Genomic DNA, 24,176 nt, shown 5'->3' on the forward strand with positions numbered 1-24,176 from the left:
ACGGCACCTCCGCATCCGGTGTCACTCGGCTACGCTGCTGCGCATCATGCGTTTCGGGCTGCTTCTCCTTAGCTGCCGCGGCGAGGGCCTGTAGTCGTAGGCCGACCCCCTCCCCGCGGAGTCTGGTGCTGCTTCGAACAGTCGGCCGTCCCATCGTCGGACCCGAGGAGCCCTACGCAATGTCCCAGCCCGTTGGTCGCCCCACGCCCCTCACCAACGCGACGCACACCCAGAAGCCGTCCGGGATGCCCGTCCACAAGTACGGCCCGTACGAGGCCGTCGACATCCCCGACCGCACCTGGCCCGACAAGCGGATCACCAAGGCGCCGCGCTGGCTGTCCACGGACCTGCGGGACGGCAACCAGGCACTGATCGACCCGATGTCCCCGGCCCGCAAGCGCGCGATGTTCGACCTGCTGGTGCGCATGGGCTACAAGGAGATCGAGGTCGGCTTCCCGTCCTCCGGCGAGACCGACTTCGCCTTCGTGCGCTCCATCATCGAGGAGGGCGCCATCCCGGAGGACGTGACGATCTCCGTACTGACCCAGGCCCGCGAGGACCTGATCGAGCGGACCGTCGAGTCCCTGCGCGGCGCGCACCGCGCCACGGTGCACATGTACAACGCGACGGCCCCGGTCTTCCGCCGCGTCGTCTTCCGCGGCTCCAAGGACGACATCAAGCAGATCGCCGTCGACGGCACGCGCCTGGTGATGGAGTACGCCGACAAGATCCTGGGCGACGAGACGGTCTTCGGCTACCAGTACAGCCCCGAGATCTTCACCGACACCGAGCTGGACTTCGCGCTGGAGGTCTGCGAGGGCGTCATGGACGTCTGGCAGCCCGAGGCCGGCCGCGAGATCATCCTCAACCTGCCCGCCACGGTGGAGCGTTCGACGCCGTCGACGCACGCGGACCGCTTCGAGTGGATGTCGCGCAACCTGTCGCGCCGCGAGTCCGTCTGCCTGTCCGTCCACCCGCACAACGACCGGGGCACGGCCGTCGCCGCCGCCGAACTGGCGATCATGGCGGGCGCGGACCGCATCGAGGGCTGCCTGTTCGGGCAGGGCGAGCGGACCGGCAACGTCGACCTGGTCACCCTGGGCATGAACCTGTTCAGCCAGGGCGTCGACCCGCAGATCGACTTCTCGCAGATCGACGAGATCCGCCGTACCTCCGAGTACTGCAATCAGATGGAGATCCACCCGCGCCACCCCTACGCGGGCGACCTCGTCTACACCGCCTTCTCCGGCTCCCACCAGGACGCCATCAAGAAGGGCTTCGACGCGATGGAGGCCGAAGCCGCCGCCGCGGGGAAGACCGTCGACGAGATCGAGTGGGCCGTCCCGTACCTGCCGATCGACCCGAAGGACGTCGGCCGCTCCTACGAGGCGGTCATCCGCGTCAACTCGCAGTCCGGCAAGGGCGGCATCGCGTACGTCCTGAAGAACGACCACAAGCTGGACCTGCCGCGCCGCATGCAGATCGAGTTCTCGAAGATCATCCAGGCGAAGACCGACGCCGAGGGCGGCGAGGTCACGCCGAAGGACATCTGGGCGGTCTTCCAGGACGAGTACCTGCCGAACCCGGACAACGCGTGGGGACGCATCCAGCTGCGGTCCGGCCAGACCACGACCGACAAGGACGGCACGGACACGCTGACCGTCGAGGCGGTCGTCGACGGCGAGGACACGCTGCTGACCGGTACCGGCAACGGTCCGATCTCCGCCTTCTTCGACGCGCTGAACACCATCGGCGTCGACGCCCGGCTGCTGGACTACCAGGAGCACACGATGAGCGAGGGCGCCTCCGCCCAGGCCGCCTCGTACATCGAATGCGCCATCGACGGCAAGGTGCTGTGGGGCATCGGCATCGACGCCAACACCACCCGCGCCTCCCTCAAGGCGGTCATCTCCGCGGTCAACCGCGCCGCGCGCTGACCGGTCCCGCAGGCCCTCGCCGAACCCCGTCCGCACACCGCGGGCGGGGTTCGGCCATGTCGTGGCGTTCTCACGACGAGGTGCTGACGGCACATCACCGATGTGGCTAACATCACGTCAACGTCGGCAAGGTGGCCGAGGCGTCATGGAGGTGCGACGTGCAGCCAGCACGGGGATCACGCGGCCGAAAACTCCGCATTTGTTCCGTACACACCTCGTGGCACACCATCGGCGACGGCGAGTTCTTCTGCCCCGAGTGCGGCGGTGACCGCAACTACCGGCGTCGTACGGGCCGTCGGCGCTTCACCCTTTTCGGTGTTCCGCTGCTGCCGCGCGGAGCCGTCGGGCCCGTCATCGAGTGCACGGCCTGCCACGACCGCTTCGGCACCGACGTCCTCGACCATCCGACCACCGCACGGTTCTCGGCCATGCTCCGCGACGCCGTCCACACCGTGGCCCTCGCGGTCCTCGCCGCCGGCGGCACCTCCTCGCACACCGCCGTGCGCACGGCGGTCTCCGCCGTGCGGGCCGCCGGGTACGAGGACTGCACGGCCGACAGCCTCACCGCGCTGATCGAGGCGCTCGCCGCCGACACCGGCCGGTTCGTCACCGACACCGACGGGCCGTGCGGCGCCGCCCTCGCCATCGAGCTGCACGAGGCGCTGGAGCCGCTCGCCCCGCACCTCGCCCCGACCGGGCGCGAGTCGATCCTGCTCCAGGGCGCGCGCATCGCCCTCGCGGACGGGGCCTACATCCCCGCCGAGCGCGATGTGCTGACGACCGTCGGCAACGCGCTGCTGCTGTGCCCGGACGACACCGCCCGGCTCATGGAAACGGCACGCGCCCCGTTCTGAGCACCGCGAACGGTCCTCGGACGGGGCGCGCACCGGAAGAGCCGACGCCGTACGAAGGCTCTTCGGGGACTACGGGAGTCAGGCCTCCACGCCGCTCGCGCGCAGCATCTCCTCGCGCTCCACGATCTTCACGCGCTCGCGGCCCTCCGCCTCGCCGAGCGCCCGCTCGGCCGCGTCCAGCCGGTGCCAGCCGTCCCACGTGGTGTACGCGACGCCCTTGCCGTCCAGGAACTCGACCACGGCGTCCTCGCCCGGCGCCTCCGGCGTGTGCAGCCGGCCCTCGCGGTGGTCCTCCAGCAGGTTCGCCACCGTCTCGTTGGCGTCGCCCTTGGTGTGGCCGATCAGACCGATCGGGCCGCGCCTGATCCACCCCGTGACGTACGTGGACGGCAGGTGCTCGCCGCCCTCCATGACGCGGCCGCCCTCGTCCGGCACGGTGCCCGACGCGGCGTCCCACGGCAGCTTCGGCAGCTCCTCGGACAGGTAGCCGACGGCCCGGTAGACGGACTGGACGTCCCAGAGGGTGAACTCGCCGGTGCCCTTCACATTGCCGGTGCCGTCCAGCTCCGTGCGCTCCGTGCGCAGCCCGACGACCTTGCCGTCCTCGCCGACGATCTCGGCGGGCGACTCGAAGAAGTGCAGGAACAGCTTGTGCGGCCGGTCGCCGATGTCGCGTATCGCCCAGTTCTCCAGGGTCTTGGCGACCATGTCGACCTGCTTGTTGGAGCGCCGCGCCTCGATGGAGCCGCCGTCGTAGTCGATGTCCTCGGGGTTGACGATGACCTCGATGTTCGGCGAGTGGTCCAGTTCGCGCAGCTCCATGGGGCTGAACTTGGCCTGGGCCGGGCCGCGCCGCCCGAAGACGTGGATCTCCAGGGCCTTGTTGGCCTTGAGGCCGTCGTAGACGTTCGGCGGGATCTCGGTCGGCAGCAGCTCGTCCGCCGTCTTCGCGAGGATGCGCGCCACGTCGAGGGCCACGTTGCCGACGCCCAGCACCGCGACCTTCTCGGCCTCCAGGGGCCAGGTGCGCGGCACGTCCGGGTGGCCGTCGTACCAGGAGACGAAGTCGGCGGCGCCGTACGAGCCGTCGAGGTCGATGCCCGGGATGTCCAGCGGCCGGTCGGCCTCGGCGCCGGTCGAGAAGATCACCGCGTCGTAGAACGCGCGCAGGTCGTCCAGGGTGATGTCGGTGGGGTAGGCGACGTTGCCGAAGAGGCGGATCTGCGGCTTGTCGAGGACCTGGTGGAGGGCCGTGACGATGCCCTTGATGCGGGGGTGGTCCGGGGCGACGCCGTACCGGATCAGCCCGAAAGGCGCCGGCATGCGCTCGAAGAGGTCGATGGACACACCGGGCTCGGTGGCGGCCTCGGACTTCAGCAGCGCGTCGGCGGCGTAGATGCCGGCCGGACCGGCACCGACGATGGCCACCCGCAGGGGGCGGGGCATGGTGGTTCCCTTCGAGAGTTGGATCTTCCCGCCTGCCAGCCTCACAGGGAGGCCGATGGGGCGGTACCCGGTCCCCGTCTATGACCTCATAAGGGTGGCTTATGGGGTGTCGAAGCCAGGGTTTGGGCGAAGGGTGCACGCCGGGACGAGGCGGAGCGTTTCTTCGCCCGCCGCAGTCTAGGTGGCGGCCCGGCCGGTGGTGATCACCGGGCCGCCAGGACGAAGGCCAGGGCGACCAGCGCCGGAACGGTCTGGACGAACAGGATCTTCCGGCTGGCGGTGGCGGCGCCGTACAGCCCGGCCACGGCCACGCACACCAGGAAGAACACCTTGGCCTGGAACCCCACCGGTCGTCCGCGACCGCGCCCCAGACGAGACCGGCCGCGAGGAAGCCGTTGTAGAGGCCCTGGTTCGCGGCCAGCGCCTTCGTCCGCTCCGCGAACTCCGCGGTGGTGCCGAAGGCGCCGCGGGCCCTCGGCCCGGTCCACAGGAACATCTCCAGGACCAGGATGTAGACGTGCAGTGCGGCGATGAGGAGGACCAGGACGGTCGCGGTGATCGACATGCCCGCCAGCATGCCAGCAACCGCTTTCCCCCGCTGCTTCCGCCACAACTCGGTCCGGCGGGCCTCTCCCGTACGGGAGAATGGGCGCATGAGTCTGTTCCGCGACGACGGCATCGTGCTGCGCACCCAGAAGCTGGGTGAAGCGGACCGGATCATGCTGTGCCTTCCCGGGGGACGACCCCCGGGCCCCCTGCAGAACCGGGGCGGGGGTGCGCGGCGGTGAGCCTGTTCCGCGACGACGGCATCGTGCTGCGCACCCAGAAGCTCGGGGAAGCGGACCGGATCATCACGATCCTCACGCGCGGCCACGGCCGCGTGCGGGCCGTCGCGCGCGGGGTGCGGCGGACCAAGTCGAAGTTCGGGGCGCGCCTCGAACCCTTCTCGCACGTGGACGTGCAGTTCTTCGCGCGCGGCTCCGAGCTGGTCGGGCGGGGGCTGCCGCTGTGCACCCAGAGCGAGACGATCGCCGCGTACGGCAGCGGCATCGTCACGGACTACGCCCGCTACACCGCCGGCACCGCCATGCTGGAGACCGCCGAGCGGTTCACCGACCACGAGGGCGAGCCGGCCGTGCAGCAGTACCTCCTCCTCGTCGGGGCCCTGCGCACCCTCGCCCGCGGGGAGCACGCCCCACACCTCATCCTCGACGCCTTCCTGCTCCGCTCCCTCGCGGTCAACGGCTACGCGCCCTCCTTCGAGGACTGCGCCCGCTGCGGCATCCACGGGCCGAACCGGTTCTTCTCCGTGGCCGCCGGCGGCGTCATATGCGCCGACTGCCGGGTACCGGGCAGCGTCGTACCCTCTGCGGAGGCCGTCGGTCTGCTCAGCGCACTGCTGACCGGCGACTGGGAGACCGCGGACGCGTGCGAGCCGCGCCATGTGAGGGAGGGGAGCGGACTGGTGTCCGCCTATCTGCACTGGCACCTGGAGCGCGGACTGCGCTCGCTCCGGTACGTAGAGAAATAGACACATGGGAGAAGTGAGCCGCATGGCCATGGCACGACGCGGGATCCTCGGGCGTTCCAAGCGCACGTACCAGGACCCCGAACCGCACCCGTCCGGCGCCCGCCCGCCGAAGCTCCCCGGCGAGCTGGTGCCGAACCACGTGGCCATCGTCATGGACGGCAACGGCCGCTGGGCCAAGGACCGCGGCCTGCCGCGCACCGAGGGCCACAAGGTCGGTGCCGAGCGCGTGCTCGACGTCCTCCAGGGCGCGATCGAGATGGGCGTCGGCAGCATCTCGCTGTACGCCTTCTCCACCGAGAACTGGAAGCGCTCGCCGGAAGAGGTGCGCTTCCTCATGAACTTCAACCGGGACTTCATCCGCAAGACCCGTGACCAGCTCGACGCCCTCGGCATCCGCGTGCGCTGGGTGGGCCGGATGCCCAAGCTGTGGACCTCGGTGGCCAAGGAGCTCCAGATCGCGCAGGAGCAGACCAAGGGCAACGACCGGCTCACGCTCTACTTCTGCATGAACTACGGCGGCCGCGCGGAGCTCGCGGACGCGGCGAAGGCGCTGGCGGCCGACGTGAAGGCGGGCAAGCTCGACCCGTCGAAGGTCAGCGAGAAGACGATCCAGAAGTACCTGTACTACCCGGACATGCCGGACGTCGATCTCTTCCTGCGGCCCAGCGGCGAGATGCGCACCTCCAACTACCTGCTCTGGCAGAGCGCGTACGCCGAGATGGTCTTCCAGGACGTCCTGTGGCCCGACTTCGACCGCCGCGACCTGTGGCGCGCGTGCATCGAGTACGCCTCCCGCGACCGTCGCTTCGGCGGGGCGATCCCGAACGAGGAACTGATGGCGATGGAGGCGGCGATGCGGGGCGACGAAGGGGGCGCCAAGGGCTGAGGCGAGCCCTTACGATCATGGCCTGTTTCCGTCTCGGGAGGGGCCATGACAACCACGGACGACGTGGAGGCGGTGGAGCTGGTGTACCGGCCCACCGTCGCGGACGCGCAGGAGATGCTGCGGGCCAGGATGCGGGGCACGCCCGGCGGGCGCTGGACGACGCGGCTGCTGCTGGCCGTCGGCGTCGTCGGCCTGCTGCTCCTGGCGGCTCTGCGATTCGGGCCGGAACCGGACGAACCGGCGCTGATCGGGGGACTGTTCGGGCTCACGGGGGCGTCCTTCGGCCTGCCGTTCCTCCTGCCCCGGATCCAGGGCCGGCAGCTCTACCGCGTGGCGGCGCCGCAGGGCGAGCACCGGGCCGTCGTCGACGACCACGGCGTGCGGTGGGTCACCGACCACACCCAGATGAGCACCGCCTGGCAGTTCCTGCCCCGCTACGTGGAGACGCCGGGGCTGTTCGTCCTGCTGACAGGCGACCGGAACGGCCTGGGCGTGGCCTGCCTGCCCAAGCGGGGCGTCGTCGGACCGGACGGCGTGGACCGGCTCCGGGCCGTGCTCGACCGGAGGGCTGCCCGGCTGTGACGCCGCGCGGATGCCTGGGGGGCGGGCTGTTGGCCGGGGGGCTCCTTCTCGCCCTCCTGAGTCACACCGCCACCATCGAGATGGAGACGTTCCCCGGCCTGCGGGAGAACCGTGGTCCCATGGTCGTCTGGATCTGCGGAATCGCGGTCCTGTCGGCCGTCGCCGGGTACGCCCTCCAGGGGTGGCGCTCCAGGGGCGCCCTCGTGATGGTGCTGCTCGTCGGGGTGGTCGTCGCCCTGCGCCTGTACACGATCGCGCCCGCCCTGCACTGCTGGTCGTACGACAGCGTCGGGCGCCACGACGGGGCGTACCACTGCGTGAACCGCTGGGAGTGAACCCGCGGTGGGCGCCCTACGCGTCCGCCGCCGCGCAGTCCGCGCAGGTGCCGAAGATCTCCACCGTGTGCGCCACGTTCACGAAGCCGTGCTCCGCCGCGATGGCCTCCGCCCACTGCTCCACGGCCGGGCCCTCGACCTCGACGGCCTTGCCGCAGGCGCGGCACACCAGGTGGTGGTGGTGCTCACCGGTCGAGCAGCGGCGGTAGACCGCCTCGCCGTCGCTGGTGCGCAGCACGTCCACCTCGCCGGCCTCGGCCAGCGACTGCAGCGTGCGGTAGACCGTGGTCAGGCCCACGGAGTCGCCGCGGTGCTTGAGCATGTCGTGCAGCTCCTGCGCACTGCGGAACTCGTCGACCTCGTTCAGCGCCGCCGAAACGGCAGCGCGCTGCCGGGTCGACCGACCGCGTACGCCGGATCCCGCCGTCACCACAGGTGCCTCCTTGCCTCGGCCCGCTCACCCCTACGTCGGGCCATTCTGCCAAACCCCGCTGAGGGGCCCGCCAGATCTCTATTCGGCCCCTTCACGGACCTCCTCGGCGTGAATCCGCCTCAGACCTTGACGTCGTCCGTCTCGCCCGAGGCGGCGCGCACGCTCCGGTCGTACACCTCCGCTGCCGCCTCGGCGGCCCGGGCGCGCCGCCTGGCCAGCGGCGTCGCCAGCGCCGTCGTGGCGATGAACACCCCGATGGCCATCAGGACGATCGTCGCGCCCGGGGGCACGTCGTTGTAGTACGTCGTGATCGTGCCGGCCAGCGTCACCGCCGTACCGATGAGCACGGCGCCCACGAACGTGGCGCGGAAGCTCTTCGCCAGCTGCTGCGCCGCCGCCACGGGCACCACCATCAGGGCGCTGACCAGCAGCAGCCCCACGACGCGCATGGCGACCGTCACGGTGACCGCGGCGGTCACGGCGATCAGCAGGTTCAGCGCCCGCACCGGCAGCCCGGTCACGCGCGCGAACTCCTCGTCCTGGCTCACGGCGAACAGCTGCCGGCGCAGCCCCAGCGTGACGAGCATCACGAACGCGGCCAGCACACAGATCGCCGTGACGTCCTCGTCCGAGACGGTCGTCAGGGAGCCGAAGAGGTAGCTCACCAGGTTGGCGTTGGATCCGGTGGGGGCCAGGTTGATCAGCATGACGCCGCCCGCCATACCGCCGTAGAAGAGCAGCGCCAGCGCGATGTCGCCGCGGGTGCGGCCGTAGGTGCGGATCAGCTCCATCGTGATCGCGCCGACGACCGACACGATCGTGGCCATCCACACGGGGTTGGCGGACATCAGGAAGCCGAGGCCCACGCCGGTCATGGCGACATGGCCGATGCCGTCGCCCATCAGCGCCTGCCGGCGCTGCACCAGGTGGATGCCGACGGCGGGCGCGGTGATGCCGACCAGCACGGCCGCGAGGAGTGCCCGCTGCATGAAAGGGTCGTCGAGGAATTCCATGATCAGGTCAGCAGTCCCGTGCGGAGCGGCTCGTCGGCCGCGTGCGGATGTACGTGGTCGTGGCCCGGCAGCGCGTGCTGTCCCACGGCCTGCGGGGGCGGCCCGTCGTGGACGACGCAGCCGTCGCGCAGCACGACCGCGCGGTCGATCAGCGGCTCCAGCGGGCCCAGCTCGTGCAGGACGAGCAGGACGGTCGCGCCGCCCGCCACCTGCTCGCGCAGCGTCGCGGCCAGCACCTCCTGGCTCGCCAGGTCGACGCCCGCCATGGGCTCGTCCATGATCAGCAGCTCGGGTTCGGAGGCGAGGGCCCGGGCGATCAGCACGCGCTGGTGCTGGCCGCCGGAGAGCGCGGAGACCGAGTCGCCCGCGCGGTCGGCGAGCCCGACCAGTTCGATGGCCCGCTGCACGGCGGCCCGGTCGCCCTTGGAGGGCCACTTCAGCTTCGTACGGGACAGCCGGCCCGCCGACACGACCTCGCGGACCGTCGCCGGCACGCCGCTGGCCGCGGTGGTGCGCTGCGGTACGTAGCCGACGCGCGCCCAGTCGCGGAAACGGCGCAGCTCGGTGCCGAACAGGGATATCGAGCCGCCGGTCAGCGGCACCTGGCCGATCAGCGAGCGGACGGCGGTCGACTTGCCCGAGCCGTTCGCGCCGAGCAGCGCGACGACCTCACCGGGGTGGACGGTGAGGTCGATGCCGCGCAGCACGGGGCGCGAACCGAGGGCGGCGGCGGCCGCCCGGACGGAGATGACGGGCTCGCTGCTCACCGGTGCCTCCAGCAGGGGTTTCACTTCGCGCCGAGGGCCTTCTTCAGCGCGGCCAGGTTGGACTCCATGACCTCGAAGTAGTCATCGCCCTTGGACCGGTCCGTAATTCCCTCCAGCGGGTCCAGGACGTCGGTCTTCAGCCCGGTGTCCTGGGCGAGGGTCTTGGCGGTCTTGTCGCTGGCGAGGGTCTCGAAGAAGACGGTCGAGACCTTCTCCTTGCGCGCGAGGGTCTGGAGCTCCTTCATGCGCGCCGGGCTCGGCTCGGACTCGGGGTCGAGGCCGGCGATGCCCTCCTGGTCCAGGTCGTACCGCTCGGCGAGGTAGCCGAACGCGGAGTGCGTGGTGATGAAGGTGCGCGTGGTGGTGTTCTTCAGGCCCTGCGCGAAGGAGGTGTCGAGCGCGGTGAGCTTCTTCACCAGCGCGTCGGTGTTCTTCTTGTACGCGGCCGCGTTCTCCGGGTCGGCCTTCGCGAGGGAGTCGCCGACGCCCTTGGCGACCTCGGCGTACTTCGCCGGGTCCAGCCACAGGTGCGGGTCGGCGCCGGCCTCGCCCTCGTGCCCGTGCTCGTCCTCGTGCCCGTGCTCGTCCCCGTGCTCCTCGGCCTCGTGCGCGTGGCCGTCGGTCGACGTGGAGTGCTCCTCCAGCTTGGTGAGGGTGGCGGCGTCGACCGTGTTCTTCACGCCGGCCTGCTGGATCGCGTCGTCGACGGCGGGCTGCAGGCCCTTGAGGTAGAGGACGTAGTCGGCCCGGCCGAGCTCGCGGATCTGGCTGGATTTGAGCTCCAGGTCGTGCGGCTCGACGCCCGGCTTGGTCAGCGTGGTGACCGCGACATGGTCCCCGCCGATCTGTTCGGCGAGGAACTGCATCGGGTAGAACGACGCCACGACGTCCAGTTTGCCGCCCTTGCCCTTCTCCGTCGCGTCGGTGGCGCCCGAGCACGCGGAAAGCGTCACCAGACCGAGAGCGGCGGCTCCGGCGACGGCGGTGGTGGATATCAGATGACGTACGTTCATGACACTCATTTTCAACAATGTTGGAAACGATTGTCAACAAACTGCCTCCGTGGCCCCTGTCACGCACCGATTTGATCCGGGGGGTGCGCGCGCCGCTACCCTGAAGCATTCCGCGTTCGTCGTCACCGTAATGAAGAGAGCACCGTGGCCGCCGACAAGATCGACACCATCGTCAGCCTGAGCAAGCGCCGTGGCTTCGTCTACCCCTGCAGTGAGATCTACGGCGGGCAGCGCGCCGCCTGGGACTACGGACCGCTCGGCGTCGAGCTGAAGGAGAACATCAAGCGTCAGTGGTGGCGCTACATGGTCACCTCGCGCGAGGACGTCGTCGGCATCGACTCGTCGGTGATCCTGGCCTCCGAGGTCTGGGAGGCGTCCGGCCACGTGGCGACCTTCACGGACCCGCTCACCGAGTGCACCTCCTGCCACAAGCGGTTCCGCGCGGACCACCTGGAGGAGGCGTACGAGGAGAAGCACGGCCGCCTGCCCGAGAACGGCCTCGCCGACCTCAACTGCCCCAACTGCGGCAACAAGGGCCAGTTCACCGAGCCCAAGCAGTTCTCCGGCCTGCTCTCCACCCACCTCGGCCCGACCCAGGACTCCGGCTCCATCGCCTACCTGCGCCCCGAGACCGCGCAGGGCATCTTCACCAACTTCGCCCAGGTCCAGCAGACCTCGCGCAAGAAGCCGCCGTTCGGCATCGCGCAGATGGGCAAGTCCTTCCGGAACGAGATCACGCCGGGCAACTTCATCTTCCGCACCCGTGAGTTCGAGCAGATGGAGATGGAGTTCTTCGTCAAGCCGGGCGAGGACGAGACGTGGCACGAGTACTGGATGGAGCAGCGCTGGAACTGGTACACGGACCTGGGTCTCCGTGAGGAGAACATGCGCTGGTACGAGCACCCGAAGGAGAAGCTCTCCCACTACTCGAAGCGCACCGCGGACATCGAGTACCGCTTCCGCTTCGGCGGCAGCGAGTGGGGCGAGCTGGAGGGTGTCGCCAACCGCACCGACTACGACCTCTCCGCGCACTCCCGGGCCTCCGGCACCGACCTGTCGTTCTACGACCAGGACGCCGGCGAGCGCTGGACCCCGTACGTGATCGAGCCGGCCGCCGGTGTGGGCCGCACGATGCTGGCCTTCCTGCTCGACGCGTACGTCGAGGACGAGGCGCCCAACGCCAAGGGCAAGATGGAGAAGCGCACCTCGCTGCGGCTCGACCCGCGCCTCGCGCCGGTCAAGGTCGCGGTCCTGCCGCTCTCCCGGAACCCGGAGCTGTCGCCGAAGGCCAAGGGCCTCGCGGCGGACCTGCGCAAGAACTGGAACATCGAGTTCGACGACGCGGGCGCGATCGGGCGGCGCTACCGGCGTCAGGACGAGATCGGTACGCCGTTCTGCGTGACCGTCGACTTCGACACCCTCGAGGACAACGCGGTGACCGTCCGCGAGCGTGACTCCATGAAGCAGGAGCGCGTCTCCCTGGACCAGATCCAGGGCTACCTGGCGGCCCGCCTCATCGGCTGCTGAACCCCTGCGGGATCAGCCCCTGAAGCCCCCGACTCCATCCCACGGAGCCGGGGGCTTCGCCGTTCCGCCGTTCCGTCGTTGCGGGCTCGCGTCGCCGGTTCCGCCGTTCCGTCGTTGTGGGCAGTCGTTCCGCATGGGGGTCCCCCTGGACGTAGTCCTTGGGGGAGGAACGGGTGGGCACAACGACGGAACGGCCACCCGGCCTGAGGGCCCACCCCCTGCGCGCCACGGTGGTGGGTGGGTCCGGGGGTGGACCGGGGGTCACGTGCTCAGATTGGCTCGCTCGGGCCCATGACAGCGAAACGTCCCAGCACCGCCAATCCTGCGCGCGCGACCCCCGGTCCACCCCCGTTACGTTGTCGGGCGGCTCTCCCCCGGTGGGGGTGGGGTGGGTGGGGCCGCCCGCCCGTGGGCGGCTCACCGTCGGGGCGGAAAAATCAGGTGCCCTCTGCACGTGTCGTCGGTAGCCTCGCCCGCATGTTCTCTTTTCTCCCGATCTACGAGTGAGAGTGCGCCGGGCCCGTAGCCCGCGCACCAGACGTACACCGGACCACTGCTCACGATGAAGGGAGACCCCATGGCCAAGAGCCGTAACAACCTGCTCGGCGTGGGCGGCCAGCGCAGGAAGATGTCCCGCGCCGATCAGCAGGGCACCGCGCCGGCGCGTGCCGCCGACCGCAAGGCCGCCGCCGACCAGAAGCAGGAGCTGCTCCGCAAGATGCGCGAGCGCACGCAGGGCAGCCTGGACGAGCAGAGCTGATCAGGGGCCCGGACCGCGGGGAAGCGGTCCGGGCCCTCGCGCGTCACCGCACCGCACGCGGAAGCCGCAGGCTCAGCAGCGCGGTCACCGCGATCGCGCCCAGCTGGACGAGGAGCGTGACCGCCAGTGCGTCGCGCACGCCCATGCCGGGCGCCAGGGAGAGGAACAGCGAACCCAGCGTCGCCACGCCCAGGGTCATCGCCGACTGGTGGGTCGTCGTCATGACCCCGCTGCCCACCCCGGCCCGCTCGGCCGGTACCTCCGACAGCACGATCCGGTACAGCACCGGCAGCTGAAGCCCCTGCCCCAGGCCGGCGAGCGCGATGCCCGGCGCCAGGGCCAGGATCCCCAGGCCCGGCCACCCGGCCCACACCGTGACCGTCAGGGTCAGGATGCCGACGCCCTGGATCACCGCGCCGGCCGTCACGACCCGGCTGCCGAAGCGCCGCACCAGCCGCGGCCCGGCCAGCGACGCCGCGAAGAACGTCACCGCCATCGGCACCAGCGCCAGCCCCGACAGCACCGCGCTCAGTGCGAGCCCCTGCTGGAGGGTCACCGCCATCACGAACATGAACCCGCCGAACCCCCACGTGAACGGCGCCAGCAGCATCAGCCCCCGGCGCAGCGACGGCAGCCGCAGCAGGCTCGGCGGCACCAGGGGCGCCAGCCCCCGCCGCTCCGCGCGGCGCTCCACCCACCAGAACGCCGCCGCCGCGAAGGGGAACACCCCGAGCGCCGCCCACGTCCACAGCGGCCAGCCCGCGGCGCGCCCCTCCGTCAGCGGACCCAGCAGGGCCAGCAGCGCCACGGCCAGAAGCAGCGTGCCCGCGACGTCCAGGGGCGCCGGCCGGTCCGAGCGGGTCTCCGGCACGGCGCGCACCCCGAGGACCAGGCCGATCAGCGCCACCGGCACGTTCACCAGGAAGATCGCCCGCCAGCCGGTGCCGGCCAGGTCGGCCGCGACCAGCACACCGCCCAGGATCTGGCCGGCCACCATCGCCAGGCCGCCGGTCGCGCTGTACAGGCTCATCGCCCTGGCGCGGCGGGCGCCGGACGTGGCCGCCTGGATGGTGGCCAGGACCTGCGGCAGCATCAGCGCCGCCGAGGCGCCCTGCGCCACCCGGGACGCCACCAGCGTCGCGGCGTCCGGGGCGAGGCCGCAGGCCAGGGACGTGACGCCGAAGGCCGCCATGCCGGCCAGGAACAGCCGGCGGCGGCCGAGGAGGTCGCCCAGCCGTCCGCCCAGGACCAGCAGTACCGCGTACGCGAGGCCGTAGCCCGCGACGACCAGCTCCAGCATGGCGGGGCCGGCGGCCAGGTCGTGGTCGATCGTCGGCAGGGCCACGTTGACGATGAAGAAGTCGATCAGCGGCAGGGCGGCGCCGACGAGGATCGTGAACAGCCCGAGGGGGCCCAGCGCGGGCACGGCACGGTCCACGACCGGTGCGGGAGCGGGAGGAGCGGAAGTCGAAACAGCCATGATCACTACGTTCCGCCGCCGCTCAGCCTGGTACCAGAGCCTCCTTATCCTGGTACCGGCACTACCTGGAAACCCCCTGAGGCTTCCGGCACGCTGGGAGCGTGACGACGATGACGACCACCCCGGTACGGGAGCCCGACGTACGGCGCGGCGAGCTGGCCGCGTTCCTGCGCAGCCGCCGCGAGCGGATCTCGCCCGAGCAGGTCGGCCTGGTGCGGGGGCCGCGCCGCCGCACGCCCGGACTGCGCCGGGAGGAGGTCGCGCACCTCTCATCGGTGGGCGTGACCTGGTACACGTGGCTGGAGCAGGCCCGGGACATCCATGTGTCGCCGCAGGTCCTGGACGCCCTCGCGCGGGCCCTGCTGCTCGACCCGAGCGAGCGCGCCCACCTCTTCGCCCTCGCCGGAGCGGTGGACCCCGCGCCGGAGACGTCCTGCCCGAGCGTCACGCCCGCGCTGCGGCAGCTGCTCGGGCAGCTGGAGCCCGTTCCGGCCTGCGTGCAGAACAGCCGGTACGACATCCTCGCGTACAACAGGACCTACGGCCGGCTGCTGTGCGACCTGGACGCCCTGCCGGCGGCGGACCGCAACTGCGTGTGGCTGACCTTCACGCACCCGCAGTGGCGGGCCTCCGTCGTCGACCTGCCCGAGATGAGCCGGACCCTCGCGGCGAAGTTCCGGGCCTCCATGGCCGAGCACCTGGCGGAGCCCGCGTGGAAGGCGCTGCTGAAGCGGCTGGAGGAGGCCTCGCCCGAGTTCCGCGAGATCTGGGCGCGCCACGAGGTGGTCGCGCAGGGCGGCCGGACGAAGTACATCCTCAACGCCCACGTCGGGCCGCTGCACCTGGAGCACACCAATCTGTGGCTGGGCCCGGCGGCGGGGCCCCGCCTGGTGACGTACGTACCGCTGGACGAGGCGTCGCGGCGGGGCGTCGAGGAGCTGTACCGGCTGGCCGTCGAGGCCGGCGGGTGACTCCGCGCCGTACGGGACAATGGGGGGCATGACCGCGTTCAGCCCCCTCTCCATCGGCCCGCACACCGTGCAGCCGCCGGTGGTGCTCGCCCCGATGGCCGGTATCACCAACGCCCCGTTCCGCACCCTCTGCCGTGAGTTCTCCGGCGGCAAGGGGCTGTTCGTGAGCGAGATGATCACGACACGGGCGCTGGTCGAGCGCAACGAGAAGACCATGCAGCTGATCCACTTCGACGAGACGGAGACGCCCCGGTCGATCCAGCTGTACGGGGTCGACCCCGTGACCGTCGGCAAGGCCGTCCGCATGATCGTCGACGAGGACCTGGCCGACCACATCGACCTGAACTTCGGCTGCCCGGTGCCGAAGGTGACCCGCAAGGGCGGTGGCTCGGCGCTGCCGTACAAGCGGCCGCTGCTGCGGGCGATCCTGAACGAGGCCGTCACGAACGCGGGCGACCTGCCGGTCACGATGAAGATGCGCAAGGGCATCGACGACGACCACATCACCTACCTGGACGCCGGACGGATCGCCGTCGAGGAGGGCGTCACGGCGATCGCCCTGCACGGTCGCACCGCCGCCCAGCACTACGGCGGCACGGCCGACTGGGACGCCATCGCGCGGCTGAAGGAGCACGTCCCGGAGATACCGGTCCTCGGCAACGGCGACATCTGGTCGGCGGAGGACGCGCTGCGCATGGTGCGCGAGACGGGCTGCGACGGCGTCGTCGTGGGCCGCGGCTGCCTGGGCCGCCCGTGGCTCTTCGGCGACCTGGTGGCCGCGTTCGAGGGCACGGGTACGGCGGCGACGCCGACGCTGCGCGAGGTCGCGGACGTCATGGTGCGCCATGCCCAGCTGCTCGGCGAGTGGATCGGCGACGAGTCGCGCGGTGTCATCGACTTCCGCAAGCACGTCGCCTGGTACCTGAAGGGCTTCGCGGTCGGTTCCGAGATGCGCAAGAGCCTCGCGGTCACCTCGTCCCTGGACGAGCTGCGCGCTCAGCTGAGCGCGCTGGACCTGGACCAGTCGTGGCCGGTGGGCGCCGACGGCCCGCGCGGCCGTACGTCGGGCAACAACCGCGTCGTCCTGCCGGACGGCTGGCTGAAGGACCCGTACGACTGCTCCGCCGTGAGCGCGGACGCCGAACTGGACACGTCCGGCGGGTGAATCGGCGGGGTCCTCACGGCGTCCGGATCGTGGGATTCCGGGGCTGCCGGAGGCGTGATTCTCGCCACCCCTGATAGGGGTTGCGCTCAGATGAGCAGGAAAACACCGACTGCACTTCTCAAAGGGTGGCACTGAGTGCCACCCTTTCTGCCTTCACTTCTTGAAGGCAAGTGTGAGGGGTCAGCGCTCAGATGAGCGATCTTTGGGGGCTTCTTGACCATGTCGATTCAAGGGGTGAACCCGTGGCGCGCTTCGCGGCAACCGCGCCGTAACTTTCGATCTGCTGGCGGACGGGTGGTTAAAGCCCCAAGACGGGTAGGCGTACCTCCCGAGAAGCCTTCGATCTGGGTATGTTCCTCGCCGTCAGGGCAGCCACGTCGTCCTCGAGGAGTCGAGACCCGTGTCGGAAAACAAAGATCAGAAGTTCGTGTACGACTTCACCGAGGGCAACAAGGACCTCAAGGACCTTCTCGGCGGTAAAGGCGCCAACCTCGCCGAGATGACGAACCTCGGTCTCCCGGTGCCTCCCGGCTTCACGATCACCACCGAAGCGTGCAAGGTCTACCTGGAGAGCGGCTCCGAACCGGCCGCGCTGCGGGACGAGGTGAGTGCGCACCTCGACGCCCTCGAGCAGAAGATGGGCAAGAAGCTCGGCCAGGCCGACGACCCGCTGCTCGTCTCCGTCCGCTCCGGTGCCAAGTTCTCCATGCCGGGCATGATGGACACGGTCCTCAACATCGGCCTCTCGGACAAGTCCGTGGAGGGCCTCGCCAAGCAGGCGGACAACGAGCGCTTCGCCTGGGACTCGTACCGCCGCCTCATCCAGATGTTCGGCAAGACCGTCCTCGGCGTCGACGGCGAGCTCTTCGAGGAGGCCCTCGAGGAGGCCAAGCACGCGAAGAAGGCCACCAGCGACACCGATCTCGACGCGGCCGACCTCAAGAAGCTGGTCAAGCAGTTCAAGAAGATCGTGAAGGCCGAGACCGGCCGCGACTTCCCGCAGGACCCGCGCGAGCAGATGGACCTGGCCATCAAGGCCGTCTTCGACTCCTGGAACGGCGACCGCGCCAAGCTGTACCGCCGCCAGGAGCGCATCCCGCACGACCTCGGCACCGCCGTCAACGTCTGCTCGATGGTCTTCGGCAACCTCGGTCCCGACTCCGGCACCGGTGTCGCCTTCACCCGCGACCCGGCCTCCGGCCACCAGGGCGTCTACGGCGACTACCTCCAGAACGCCCAGGGCGAGGACGTCGTCGCCGGTATCCGCAACACCGTGCCGCTCGCCGACCTGGAGTCGATCGACAAGAAGTCGTACGACCAGCTCATGGGCATCATGGAGACGCTGGAGAACCACTACAAGGACCTCTGCGACATCGAGTTCACCATCGAGCGCGGCCAGCTGTGGATGCTCCAGACCCGGGTCGGCAAGCGCACCGCCGCCGCGGCCTTCCGGATCGCCACCCAGCTCGTCGACCAGGGCCTCATCGACGAGGCCGAGGCGCTCCAGCGGGTCAACGGCGCCCAGCTCGCGCAGCTGATGTTCCCGCGCTTCGACGAGGACGCCCAGGTCGAGAAGATCGCCCGCGGTATCGCCGCCTCGCCGGGCGCCGCCGTCGGCAAGGCCGTCTTCGACTCGTACACGGCCGTCAAGTGGTCGCGCTCCGGCGAGAAGGTCATCCTCATCCGCCGTGAGACCAACCCGGACGACCTGGACGGCATGATCGCCGCCGAGGGCATCCTCACCTCGCGCGGCGGCAAGACCTCGCACGCCGCCGTCGTCGCCCGCGGCATGGGCAAGACCTGTGTCTGCGGCGCCGAGGAGCTGGAGGTCGACACCAAGCGCCGCCGGATGACCGTGCCCGGCGGGCACGTCGTCGAGGAGGGCGACGTCGTCTCCATCGACGGCTCCACCGGCAAGGTGTACCTGGGCGAGGTACCCGTCGTACCGTCCCCGGTCGTCGAGTACTTCGAGGGCCGGATGCACGCCGGCGCCGACGACGCCGACGAGCTCGTCCAGGCCGTGCACCGGATCATGGCCTACGCGGACCGCGTCCGCCGGCTGCGTGTGCGGGCCAACGCCGACAACGCCGAGGACGCGCTGCGCGCCCGCCGGTTCGGCGCCCAGGGCATCGGCCTGTGCCGCACCGAGCACATGTTCCTCGGCGACCGCCGCCAGTACGTCGAGCGGCTGATCCTCGCCGACACCGACGCGGAGCGCGAGCAGGCCCTGGAGGCGCTGCTGCCGCTCCAGAAGAGCGACTTCGTCGAGCTGTTCGAGGCGATGGACGGCCTGCCGGTCACGGTGCGCCTCCTCGACCCGCCGCTCCACGAGTTCCTGCCCGACATCACCGAGCTGTCGGTGCGCGTCGCCCTCGCCGAGGCGCGCAAGGAGCCGCACGAGAACGACCTGCGCCTGCTCCAGGCCGTGCACCGGCTGCACGAGCAGAACCCGATGCTGGGTCTGCGCGGCGTCCGCCTCGGCCTGGTCATCCCCGGCCTGTTCACCATGCAGGTCCGGGCGATCGCCGAGGCCGCGGCCGAGCGCATCGAGGCCAAGGGCGACCCGCGCGCCGAGATCATGATCCCGCTCGTGGGCACCGTCCAGGAGCTGGAGCTGGTCCGCGACGAGGCCGAGCAGGTCATCGCCGAGGTGCAGCAGCGCACCGGCGTCGAGCTGAAGCTGGCCCTCGGCACGATGATCGAGCTGCCGCGCGCCGCCGTGACCGCCGGCCAGATCGCCGAGGCCGCCGAGTTCTTCTCCTTCGGCACGAACGACCTCACCCAGACGGTGTGGGGCTTCTCCCGGGACGACGTGGAGGCCAGCTTCTTCACCGCGTACCTGGAGAAGGGCATCTTCGGGGTGTCGCCGTTCGAGACGATCGACAAGGACGGTGTGGGCTCGCTCGTCCGCAGCGCCGTCGAGGCCGGCCGGGCCACCCGCCCGGACATCAAGCTCGGCGTCTGCGGTGAGCACGGCGGCGACCCGGAGTCGGTGCACTTCTTCCACGAGGTGGGCCTGGACTACGTCTCCTGCTCGCCGTTCCGGATCCCGGTGGCGCGCCTGGAGGCGGGCCGCGCGGCGGCCAAGTCCACCGGCAGCGACAGCCGCTGAACCCACGGTCCCGCCGCGGCACTCCCGCGGCGGGACCCCCCAAGGCCACCGGGGCCGCCGTCTGTCACCCGACCAAAACCGATCGGCGGCGGCTCCGGTACCCAATCGACGGGGCCGGGCGCCCTCGCGCCCCGTCCCCACCGGTCCCGCGCGGCGCCCCCGCGCCGGGCCCCCACGGTCCCGCCGCGGCGCCCTCGCACCGGGACCCCACGGTCCCGCGGCCGCGCTGCGCGCCGGGACCGGTACGGCCACCGGGGCCGCCGTCTGTCACCCGACCCTCACCGATCGGCGGCGGCCCCGGTCAGCAAGAGACGGGGCGGACACCTTGTGCGGAGGTGTCCGCCCCGTGCTGTTTCGTCCCCTGGGGAAATGTAAGTTCCTGTTGAAATGCGGCCGTTTGAATTCCGCAAGTTGAAGCGCGGACTTTTACGGGAGGTTGACATCACGTCAATTCCCGGGCTTCGCCCCGCAAACAACGGGCGGAGCGCGGCCACCGGATCCCCACCCGCCGACCGCGCCCCATTACCCCTGCCAGACAGGAGAGCCGCAACCTTTCAGGCCCGCCGCCGGGCGCGAGAAGCCCCCCACGGTCTTCTGCCGCGCCACCTCGGTCCTGAAGGTTTCCTGCCCGACGGCGTACAGCTTTTCGGTTCCGGGCCTACTGCCGCGACGTGTTTCAAGTGTGGCTGAAATGCCGTGGTAACAACCTGTGATGGCATGCATACTCATCGGTGGGGGGTGATTGCGGATGCAACAGGTGGGGGTTCAGTGCTTCGTATACATTTCACCGGCGCCGATCTGGCCGGGGTCCGGATGGCAGCCCGGCCCGACGTGCTCTGGGAAACGATTCTCAGCTTTCACCGTTTGCGGGACAGGCGCGGCGCCCTGGTCTACGGGGAATGGCGCTCCGAAACCCGGACGCGGTTGAACGGTGAAACGCGGCTGCTGGGCGCCCTCGTCCCGGCGCGCGGGTATTTCCCCGACTTCCTGACACCACCACAGGCGCTCGGCGGAGTCGACGCGGCCCTGGAGGCCGTACGGGCCACTCCGCCCGCCCGGATCCACGCGGAGCTCGCCGTGCTCGGCTCCGAGCGCCCGGCGGCCGCCCCGCTGCCCTCGTGGACCACCGCCCTCGCCGAAGGGCGCGCCGAGCCCTTCAGCCGCCTCCTGGGCGCGCTGCGGGGCTACCACCGGGCCGCCATCGAGCCGTACTGGACCTACATCCAGGCGCGGGTGGAGGCCGACCGGGCCGTACGGGGCCGGGCGCTGCTCGACGGCGGCGCGGACGAGCTGCTGGCCTCGCTGCCGCCCATGCTCCGCTGGCGCGCGCCCGTGCTGGAGGCGGACTACCCGGTCGACCGGGACCTGCACCTCGACGGGCGCGGACTGCTGCTCCAGCCGTCGTACTTCTGCCGGGGCAGCGCCGTGATGTACCGGGACCCGGAGCTGCCGCCGGTCCTCGTCTACCCCGTCACGCACACCGACGCGCCCTCGCCGGGCGAACCCTGCCGGCGGCCGTCGCTGGGGCGGCTCGTGGGCCACACCCGCTCGGCCGTCCTCCAGGCCATAGGGCAGGGCGGGACGACCAGCGAGCTGGCCCGCCGGGCCGGCGTGTCCCTCGCCTCGGCCAGCCAGCACGCGGGCGTCCTGCGCGACGCGGGCCTGGTGGTGACCCTGCGCCAGGGCAGCTCGGTGCTGCACACCCTGACACCGCTGGGCGCCGCCCTGCTGCACGGCGGCGCCCAGCCCCACGAGCGGCGCCGCCGCTACGCGCGGAACGGGCCGGTCACCTCGTAGGTGATGCCGCCCGACGAGCTGCCGGTCGTGCCGCGCTGGCTGGAGAAGTACAGCCGCTTGCCGTCCGGCGAGAACGCCGGGCCGCAGATCTCCGAACCGGACTGGCCGTTGATCCGCAGGAACGGCGCCACCACGTCGTCCGGCGTGATCAGGCAGATCTCCATGTTGCCGCCGTCCTCGGCGACGTACAGGTCGCCCGAGGACGAGCCGGTGACGTTGTCGACGCCCGTCAGCGGGGCGGTGCCGCTCACCAGCGAGTCGTCGTACGCCAGCTCGTAGGTGCCGGCGGCCACGTTGAGCTGCCAGACCCGGTTGTCGCCCTTGGTGGTGAACCAGACGGTGTCGTTGGCGTAGTGGCAGCCCTCGCCGCCGTTGAACCGCTTGGCGCCGGAGACCTGGTTGCGGGTCGCGGTGGGGGAGCCGTCCGGGTCCGGCACGGTCGCCCAGGTGTAGGTGCCGGAGGTGCCCGTGCCGGCCCTGAGGACCTGGAGGGTGCCCGACGACAGGTCGCCCCAGGTGTTCGGGACGAACCGGTAGAAGCAGCCGTCCGACGCGTCCTCCGTCAGGTAGACCACCCGGCGGACCGGGTCGGCGGCGGCCGCCTCGTGGTTGAAGCGGCCCATCGCCGGGTGGCGCACCGCGGTCTTCACGCCCCACGGGTCGGTCTCGTACACGTACCCCGTGCTGACCTCCTCGCAGGACAGCCAGGTGTTCCACGGGGTGGCGCCGCCCGCGCAGTTGCGGTTGGTGTTGGACAGGATGCGGTACGCGGAGGTGATCGTGCCCGACGAGTTGAACTTGATCGCGCTCGCGCCGCCGGTGCTGGAGATCTCCGAGTTCGACACGTAGATCCAGCCCGTGCCGTCGGCGAAGCAGGCGCCGCCGTCGGGGGCGCTGTGCCAGGTGTAGGAGGTGGAGCCGACCTTCTGGCCGGACCGGGCGATCACCCTGCTGGTGAAGCCGGCCGGCAGCTGGATGCCGTTCGCGTCGGCCGTGCCGAGGGCGCCGTACGGGCCGGCGCCGGGCTGCGCCGGGGCCGCGTAGGCGGCGCCCTGCATCAGCGTGTAGCCGAAGGCCGCGGCGGCACCGCCGGCGACCGCTCCGCGCAGGAAGCTGCGACGTTCCACGTGATCACTCCAGAGGGGCTTGTGACCGCCCCGCCGCACCGGTCGGCGACGGGGTCGCGCGTTGCCGGAACCTAGGAGTCCCGGGTTGACGGTGCATCAACAAGCGGTGAAGGGGAAGAAGCGTTCGGCGGTCGGCTCGCCGGGGACTCCGCCCCCGGACCGCCCCGGTTCCCGGCCTACGCGTCCGGGCCGCTCTCCAGCAGGGTCTTGAGCGCGCTGAGCCGCTCCCGCCAGAACGCCTTGTACGCCGCGACCGCGTCCGCATCCGGGAGCTTGGTGTGGCCCACGCCGACCCGCGTCCGGTCGCCCTCGACCGTGAGGTACACCGAGACGCGGCTGGCCCCGCCGTCCCAGTCGGCGGTGACCGACCGCCCGGGGCGGTGGGTGCGCAGGGTGAACTCGCCCTCCGGCATCCAGCGAGCCCGCAGCGTGTCGTCCGCGAACGCCTCCGTGACCCGCTCCGGCGGCGCGACCACCGTCTTGCCGGCGGACGCCTGCCAGTCGCCTCCGGACGACTGGCCCACCTCGCGCAGCCCGCGCTCCTGCTCGTACCCGACCGTGATCGACTGGGCGTACCAGCCGGCCACGCCGTGCTCCTCGACGAGATGGCGGGCGATCTCGGCGTGCGGGCGCCGCGCCGCGTCCCACGCGTCGAGCACGGCGAACCAGCCGGGCCAGTCCCTGCCGGTGGCGGTCCGCAGGGCGTCGCCCGACAACTTCTCGGTGATCCTCTGGCCTGGGGGGCTCATGCCGCGAGGCTAGGTGCGGCGTGCGGGGCCCGCAACGCGGACGGCGGCCGCCGAGGGGCGGCGCCCGGCGGCGTGGGCGACACTCGCCACGCGGGCGGCACCCGGCCGGCCGCGGCGGGCGGCAACCGACGGCGGGCCGCGCCGGTCGACGGCGGGCGGCGGGAAAACTTCGCCGTCCGGCGATGAGTTCCGCCGCGGCCCGCGGTCTACCCCTGCGAAAGCGACACCCCGCACGCAGTACCGAGACACGGAAGAGAGACCGACGCCATGACCCAGATGATCTTCGTGAACCTGCCGGTGAAGGACCTGGAGGCGAGCAAGGCCTTCTGGACGAAGCTGGGCTACTCCTTCAACCCGCAGTTCACCGACGAGAACGCGGCCTGCCTGGTCTTCAGCGACACCATCTTCGCGATGCTGCTGACCGAGGAGTTCTTCAAGACGTTCACGAAGAAGGAGCTCGCCGACGCCTCCGGGTCCACGGAGACGATCATCGCGCTGAGCGCCGAGAGCCGCGCCGAGGTGGACGAGCTGGTCGACGCGGCCCTGTCCTCCGGCGGCTTTGCGTCCAACGAGCCGCAGGAGTACGGCGAGTGGATGTACAGCCGCTCCTTCCAGGACCCGGACCACCACCTGTGGGAGGTCGTCTGGATGGACGTCGAGAAGATGCAGGCGCAGCAGGGCCAGGGCTGAA

22 protein-coding genes and 1 pseudogene are annotated in these 24,176 nt (G+C 70.9%); 14 read left to right on the forward strand and 9 right to left on the reverse strand.

The window, feature by feature from the left end; genetic code table 11:
• Nucleotides 1-179: 179 nt before the first annotated feature.
• A complete protein-coding gene (leuA, locus tag ABEB09_RS22895) occupies nt 180-1,937 on the forward strand; it encodes a 2-isopropylmalate synthase (RefSeq protein WP_345691783.1) in 1,758 nt (585 codons plus the stop codon).
• Nucleotides 1,938-2,095: 158 nt separating this feature from the next.
• Nucleotides 2,096-2,791 carry a TerB family tellurite resistance protein gene (locus ABEB09_RS22900; protein ID WP_345691784.1) on the forward strand — a complete coding sequence of 232 codons (696 nt, stop codon included), beginning with the start codon at nt 2,096-2,098 and terminating at the stop codon, nt 2,789-2,791.
• 78 nt (nt 2,792-2,869) lie between these two features.
• On the opposite strand, the gene ABEB09_RS22905 is transcribed toward ABEB09_RS22900, so the two are convergent.
• Nucleotides 2,870-4,237: an FAD-dependent oxidoreductase gene (locus ABEB09_RS22905; RefSeq protein WP_345691785.1), complete on the reverse strand. Its 1,368-nt coding sequence runs from the start codon at nt 4,235-4,237 to the stop codon at nt 2,870-2,872.
• 203 nt (nt 4,238-4,440) lie between these two features.
• Nucleotides 4,441-4,802, reverse strand: a pseudogene (locus tag ABEB09_RS22910) (DUF1304 domain-containing protein).
• Between the two features lie 88 nt (nt 4,803-4,890).
• Here ABEB09_RS22910 and ABEB09_RS22915 point away from each other — a divergent pair.
• The 5 genes from ABEB09_RS22915 to ABEB09_RS22935 all read left to right on the forward strand — a co-directional run bounded on the left by ABEB09_RS22915 (nt 4,891) and on the right by ABEB09_RS22935 (nt 7,571).
• Nucleotides 4,891-5,025: a hypothetical protein gene (locus ABEB09_RS22915; RefSeq protein ID WP_345691786.1), complete on the forward strand. Its 135-nt coding sequence runs from the start codon at nt 4,891-4,893 to the stop codon at nt 5,023-5,025.
• On the forward strand, nt 5,022-5,768 hold the full coding sequence (gene recO, locus ABEB09_RS22920) for a DNA repair protein RecO (protein WP_345691787.1): 747 nt from the start codon (nt 5,022-5,024) through the stop codon (nt 5,766-5,768). The genes ABEB09_RS22915 and recO overlap by 4 nt, the downstream gene beginning before the upstream one ends.
• 28 nt (nt 5,769-5,796) lie before the next feature.
• Nucleotides 5,797-6,654, forward strand: coding sequence for an isoprenyl transferase (locus ABEB09_RS22925; RefSeq protein WP_345694048.1), 858 nt, complete (start codon nt 5,797-5,799; stop codon nt 6,652-6,654).
• 45 nt (nt 6,655-6,699) lie between these two features.
• Nucleotides 6,700-7,236: a YcxB family protein gene (locus tag ABEB09_RS22930; protein WP_345691788.1), complete on the forward strand. Its 537-nt coding sequence runs from the start codon at nt 6,700-6,702 to the stop codon at nt 7,234-7,236.
• An 80-nt stretch (nt 7,237-7,316) separates the two neighbouring features.
• Nucleotides 7,317-7,571, forward strand: coding sequence for a hypothetical protein (locus ABEB09_RS22935; RefSeq protein ID WP_345691789.1), 255 nt, complete (start codon nt 7,317-7,319; stop codon nt 7,569-7,571).
• A gap of 16 nt (nt 7,572-7,587) precedes the next feature.
• Here the strand turns inward: ABEB09_RS22935 and ABEB09_RS22940 are convergent, their stop codons facing one another.
• The 4 genes from ABEB09_RS22940 to ABEB09_RS22955 all read right to left on the reverse strand — a co-directional run bounded on the left by ABEB09_RS22940 (nt 7,588) and on the right by ABEB09_RS22955 (nt 10,797).
• A complete protein-coding gene (locus ABEB09_RS22940; protein WP_345691790.1) occupies nt 7,588-8,004 on the reverse strand; it encodes a Fur family transcriptional regulator in 417 nt (138 codons plus the stop codon).
• Between the two features lie 119 nt (nt 8,005-8,123).
• On the reverse strand, nt 8,124-9,023 hold the full coding sequence (locus tag ABEB09_RS22945) for a metal ABC transporter permease (protein ID WP_345694049.1): 900 nt from the start codon (nt 9,021-9,023) through the stop codon (nt 8,124-8,126).
• Nucleotides 9,020-9,784: a metal ABC transporter ATP-binding protein gene (locus tag ABEB09_RS22950; protein ID WP_345691791.1), complete on the reverse strand. Its 765-nt coding sequence runs from the start codon at nt 9,782-9,784 to the stop codon at nt 9,020-9,022. Before ABEB09_RS22950 ends, ABEB09_RS22945 begins: the two co-directional genes overlap by 4 nt.
• A gap of 20 nt (nt 9,785-9,804) precedes the next feature.
• Nucleotides 9,805-10,797: a metal ABC transporter solute-binding protein, Zn/Mn family gene (locus ABEB09_RS22955; protein WP_345691792.1), complete on the reverse strand. Its 993-nt coding sequence runs from the start codon at nt 10,795-10,797 to the stop codon at nt 9,805-9,807.
• A 144-nt stretch (nt 10,798-10,941) separates the two neighbouring features.
• Between ABEB09_RS22955 and ABEB09_RS22960 the strand changes: the two genes are divergently transcribed.
• A complete protein-coding gene (locus ABEB09_RS22960; RefSeq protein WP_345691793.1) occupies nt 10,942-12,324 on the forward strand; it encodes a glycine--tRNA ligase in 1,383 nt (460 codons plus the stop codon).
• Nucleotides 12,325-12,901: 577 nt separating this feature from the next.
• Nucleotides 12,902-13,084, forward strand: coding sequence for a DUF6243 family protein (locus tag ABEB09_RS22965; RefSeq protein ID WP_345691794.1), 183 nt, complete (start codon nt 12,902-12,904; stop codon nt 13,082-13,084).
• A 43-nt stretch (nt 13,085-13,127) separates the two neighbouring features.
• On the opposite strand, the gene ABEB09_RS22970 is transcribed toward ABEB09_RS22965, so the two are convergent.
• The gene (locus tag ABEB09_RS22970) at nt 13,128-14,564 is read right to left on the reverse strand and encodes an MFS transporter (RefSeq protein ID WP_345691795.1); all 1,437 of its coding nucleotides are present in this window, start codon (nt 14,562-14,564) and stop codon (nt 13,128-13,130) included.
• Between the two features lie 110 nt (nt 14,565-14,674).
• Between ABEB09_RS22970 and ABEB09_RS22975 the strand changes: the two genes are divergently transcribed.
• The 4 genes from ABEB09_RS22975 (at nt 14,675) to ABEB09_RS22990 (ending at nt 21,609) form a co-directional block, all read left to right on the forward strand.
• Nucleotides 14,675-15,535, forward strand: coding sequence for a helix-turn-helix transcriptional regulator (locus ABEB09_RS22975; protein ID WP_345694050.1), 861 nt, complete (start codon nt 14,675-14,677; stop codon nt 15,533-15,535).
• Nucleotides 15,536-15,563: 28 nt separating this feature from the next.
• Nucleotides 15,564-16,700, forward strand: coding sequence for a tRNA dihydrouridine synthase DusB (gene dusB / locus ABEB09_RS22980; RefSeq protein WP_345691796.1), 1,137 nt, complete (start codon nt 15,564-15,566; stop codon nt 16,698-16,700).
• A 400-nt stretch (nt 16,701-17,100) separates the two neighbouring features.
• Nucleotides 17,101-19,812, forward strand: coding sequence for a pyruvate, phosphate dikinase (gene ppdK / locus ABEB09_RS22985; protein ID WP_345691797.1), 2,712 nt, complete (start codon nt 17,101-17,103; stop codon nt 19,810-19,812).
• Between the two features lie 768 nt (nt 19,813-20,580).
• Nucleotides 20,581-21,609 (forward strand): ArsR/SmtB family transcription factor, encoded by a 1,029-nt coding sequence (locus tag ABEB09_RS22990; RefSeq protein WP_345691798.1) that lies wholly within the window; start codon nt 20,581-20,583, stop codon nt 21,607-21,609.
• Here the strand turns inward: ABEB09_RS22990 and ABEB09_RS22995 are convergent.
• Both ABEB09_RS22995 and ABEB09_RS23000 read right to left on the reverse strand, forming a co-directional pair.
• Complete coding sequence (locus ABEB09_RS22995; RefSeq protein WP_345691799.1) at nt 21,579-22,736, reverse strand: alkaline phosphatase PhoX; 1,158 nt, start codon at nt 22,734-22,736, stop codon at nt 21,579-21,581. The two genes, ABEB09_RS22990 and ABEB09_RS22995, sit on opposite strands and share 31 nt — an antisense overlap.
• A 176-nt stretch (nt 22,737-22,912) precedes the next feature.
• Nucleotides 22,913-23,485 (reverse strand): hypothetical protein, encoded by a 573-nt coding sequence (locus tag ABEB09_RS23000; RefSeq protein ID WP_345691800.1) that lies wholly within the window; start codon nt 23,483-23,485, stop codon nt 22,913-22,915.
• Nucleotides 23,486-23,752: 267 nt separating this feature from the next.
• Here ABEB09_RS23000 and ABEB09_RS23005 point away from each other — a divergent pair, with 267 nt between their 5' ends.
• Complete coding sequence (locus ABEB09_RS23005) at nt 23,753-24,175, forward strand: VOC family protein (protein ID WP_345691801.1); 423 nt, start codon at nt 23,753-23,755, stop codon at nt 24,173-24,175.
• The last annotated feature ends 1 nt before the right edge of the window (nt 24,176 follow it).

This window comes from Streptomyces coeruleoprunus, assembly GCF_039542925.1.
Taxonomy (GTDB): domain Bacteria; phylum Actinomycetota; class Actinomycetes; order Streptomycetales; family Streptomycetaceae; genus Streptomyces; species Streptomyces coeruleoprunus.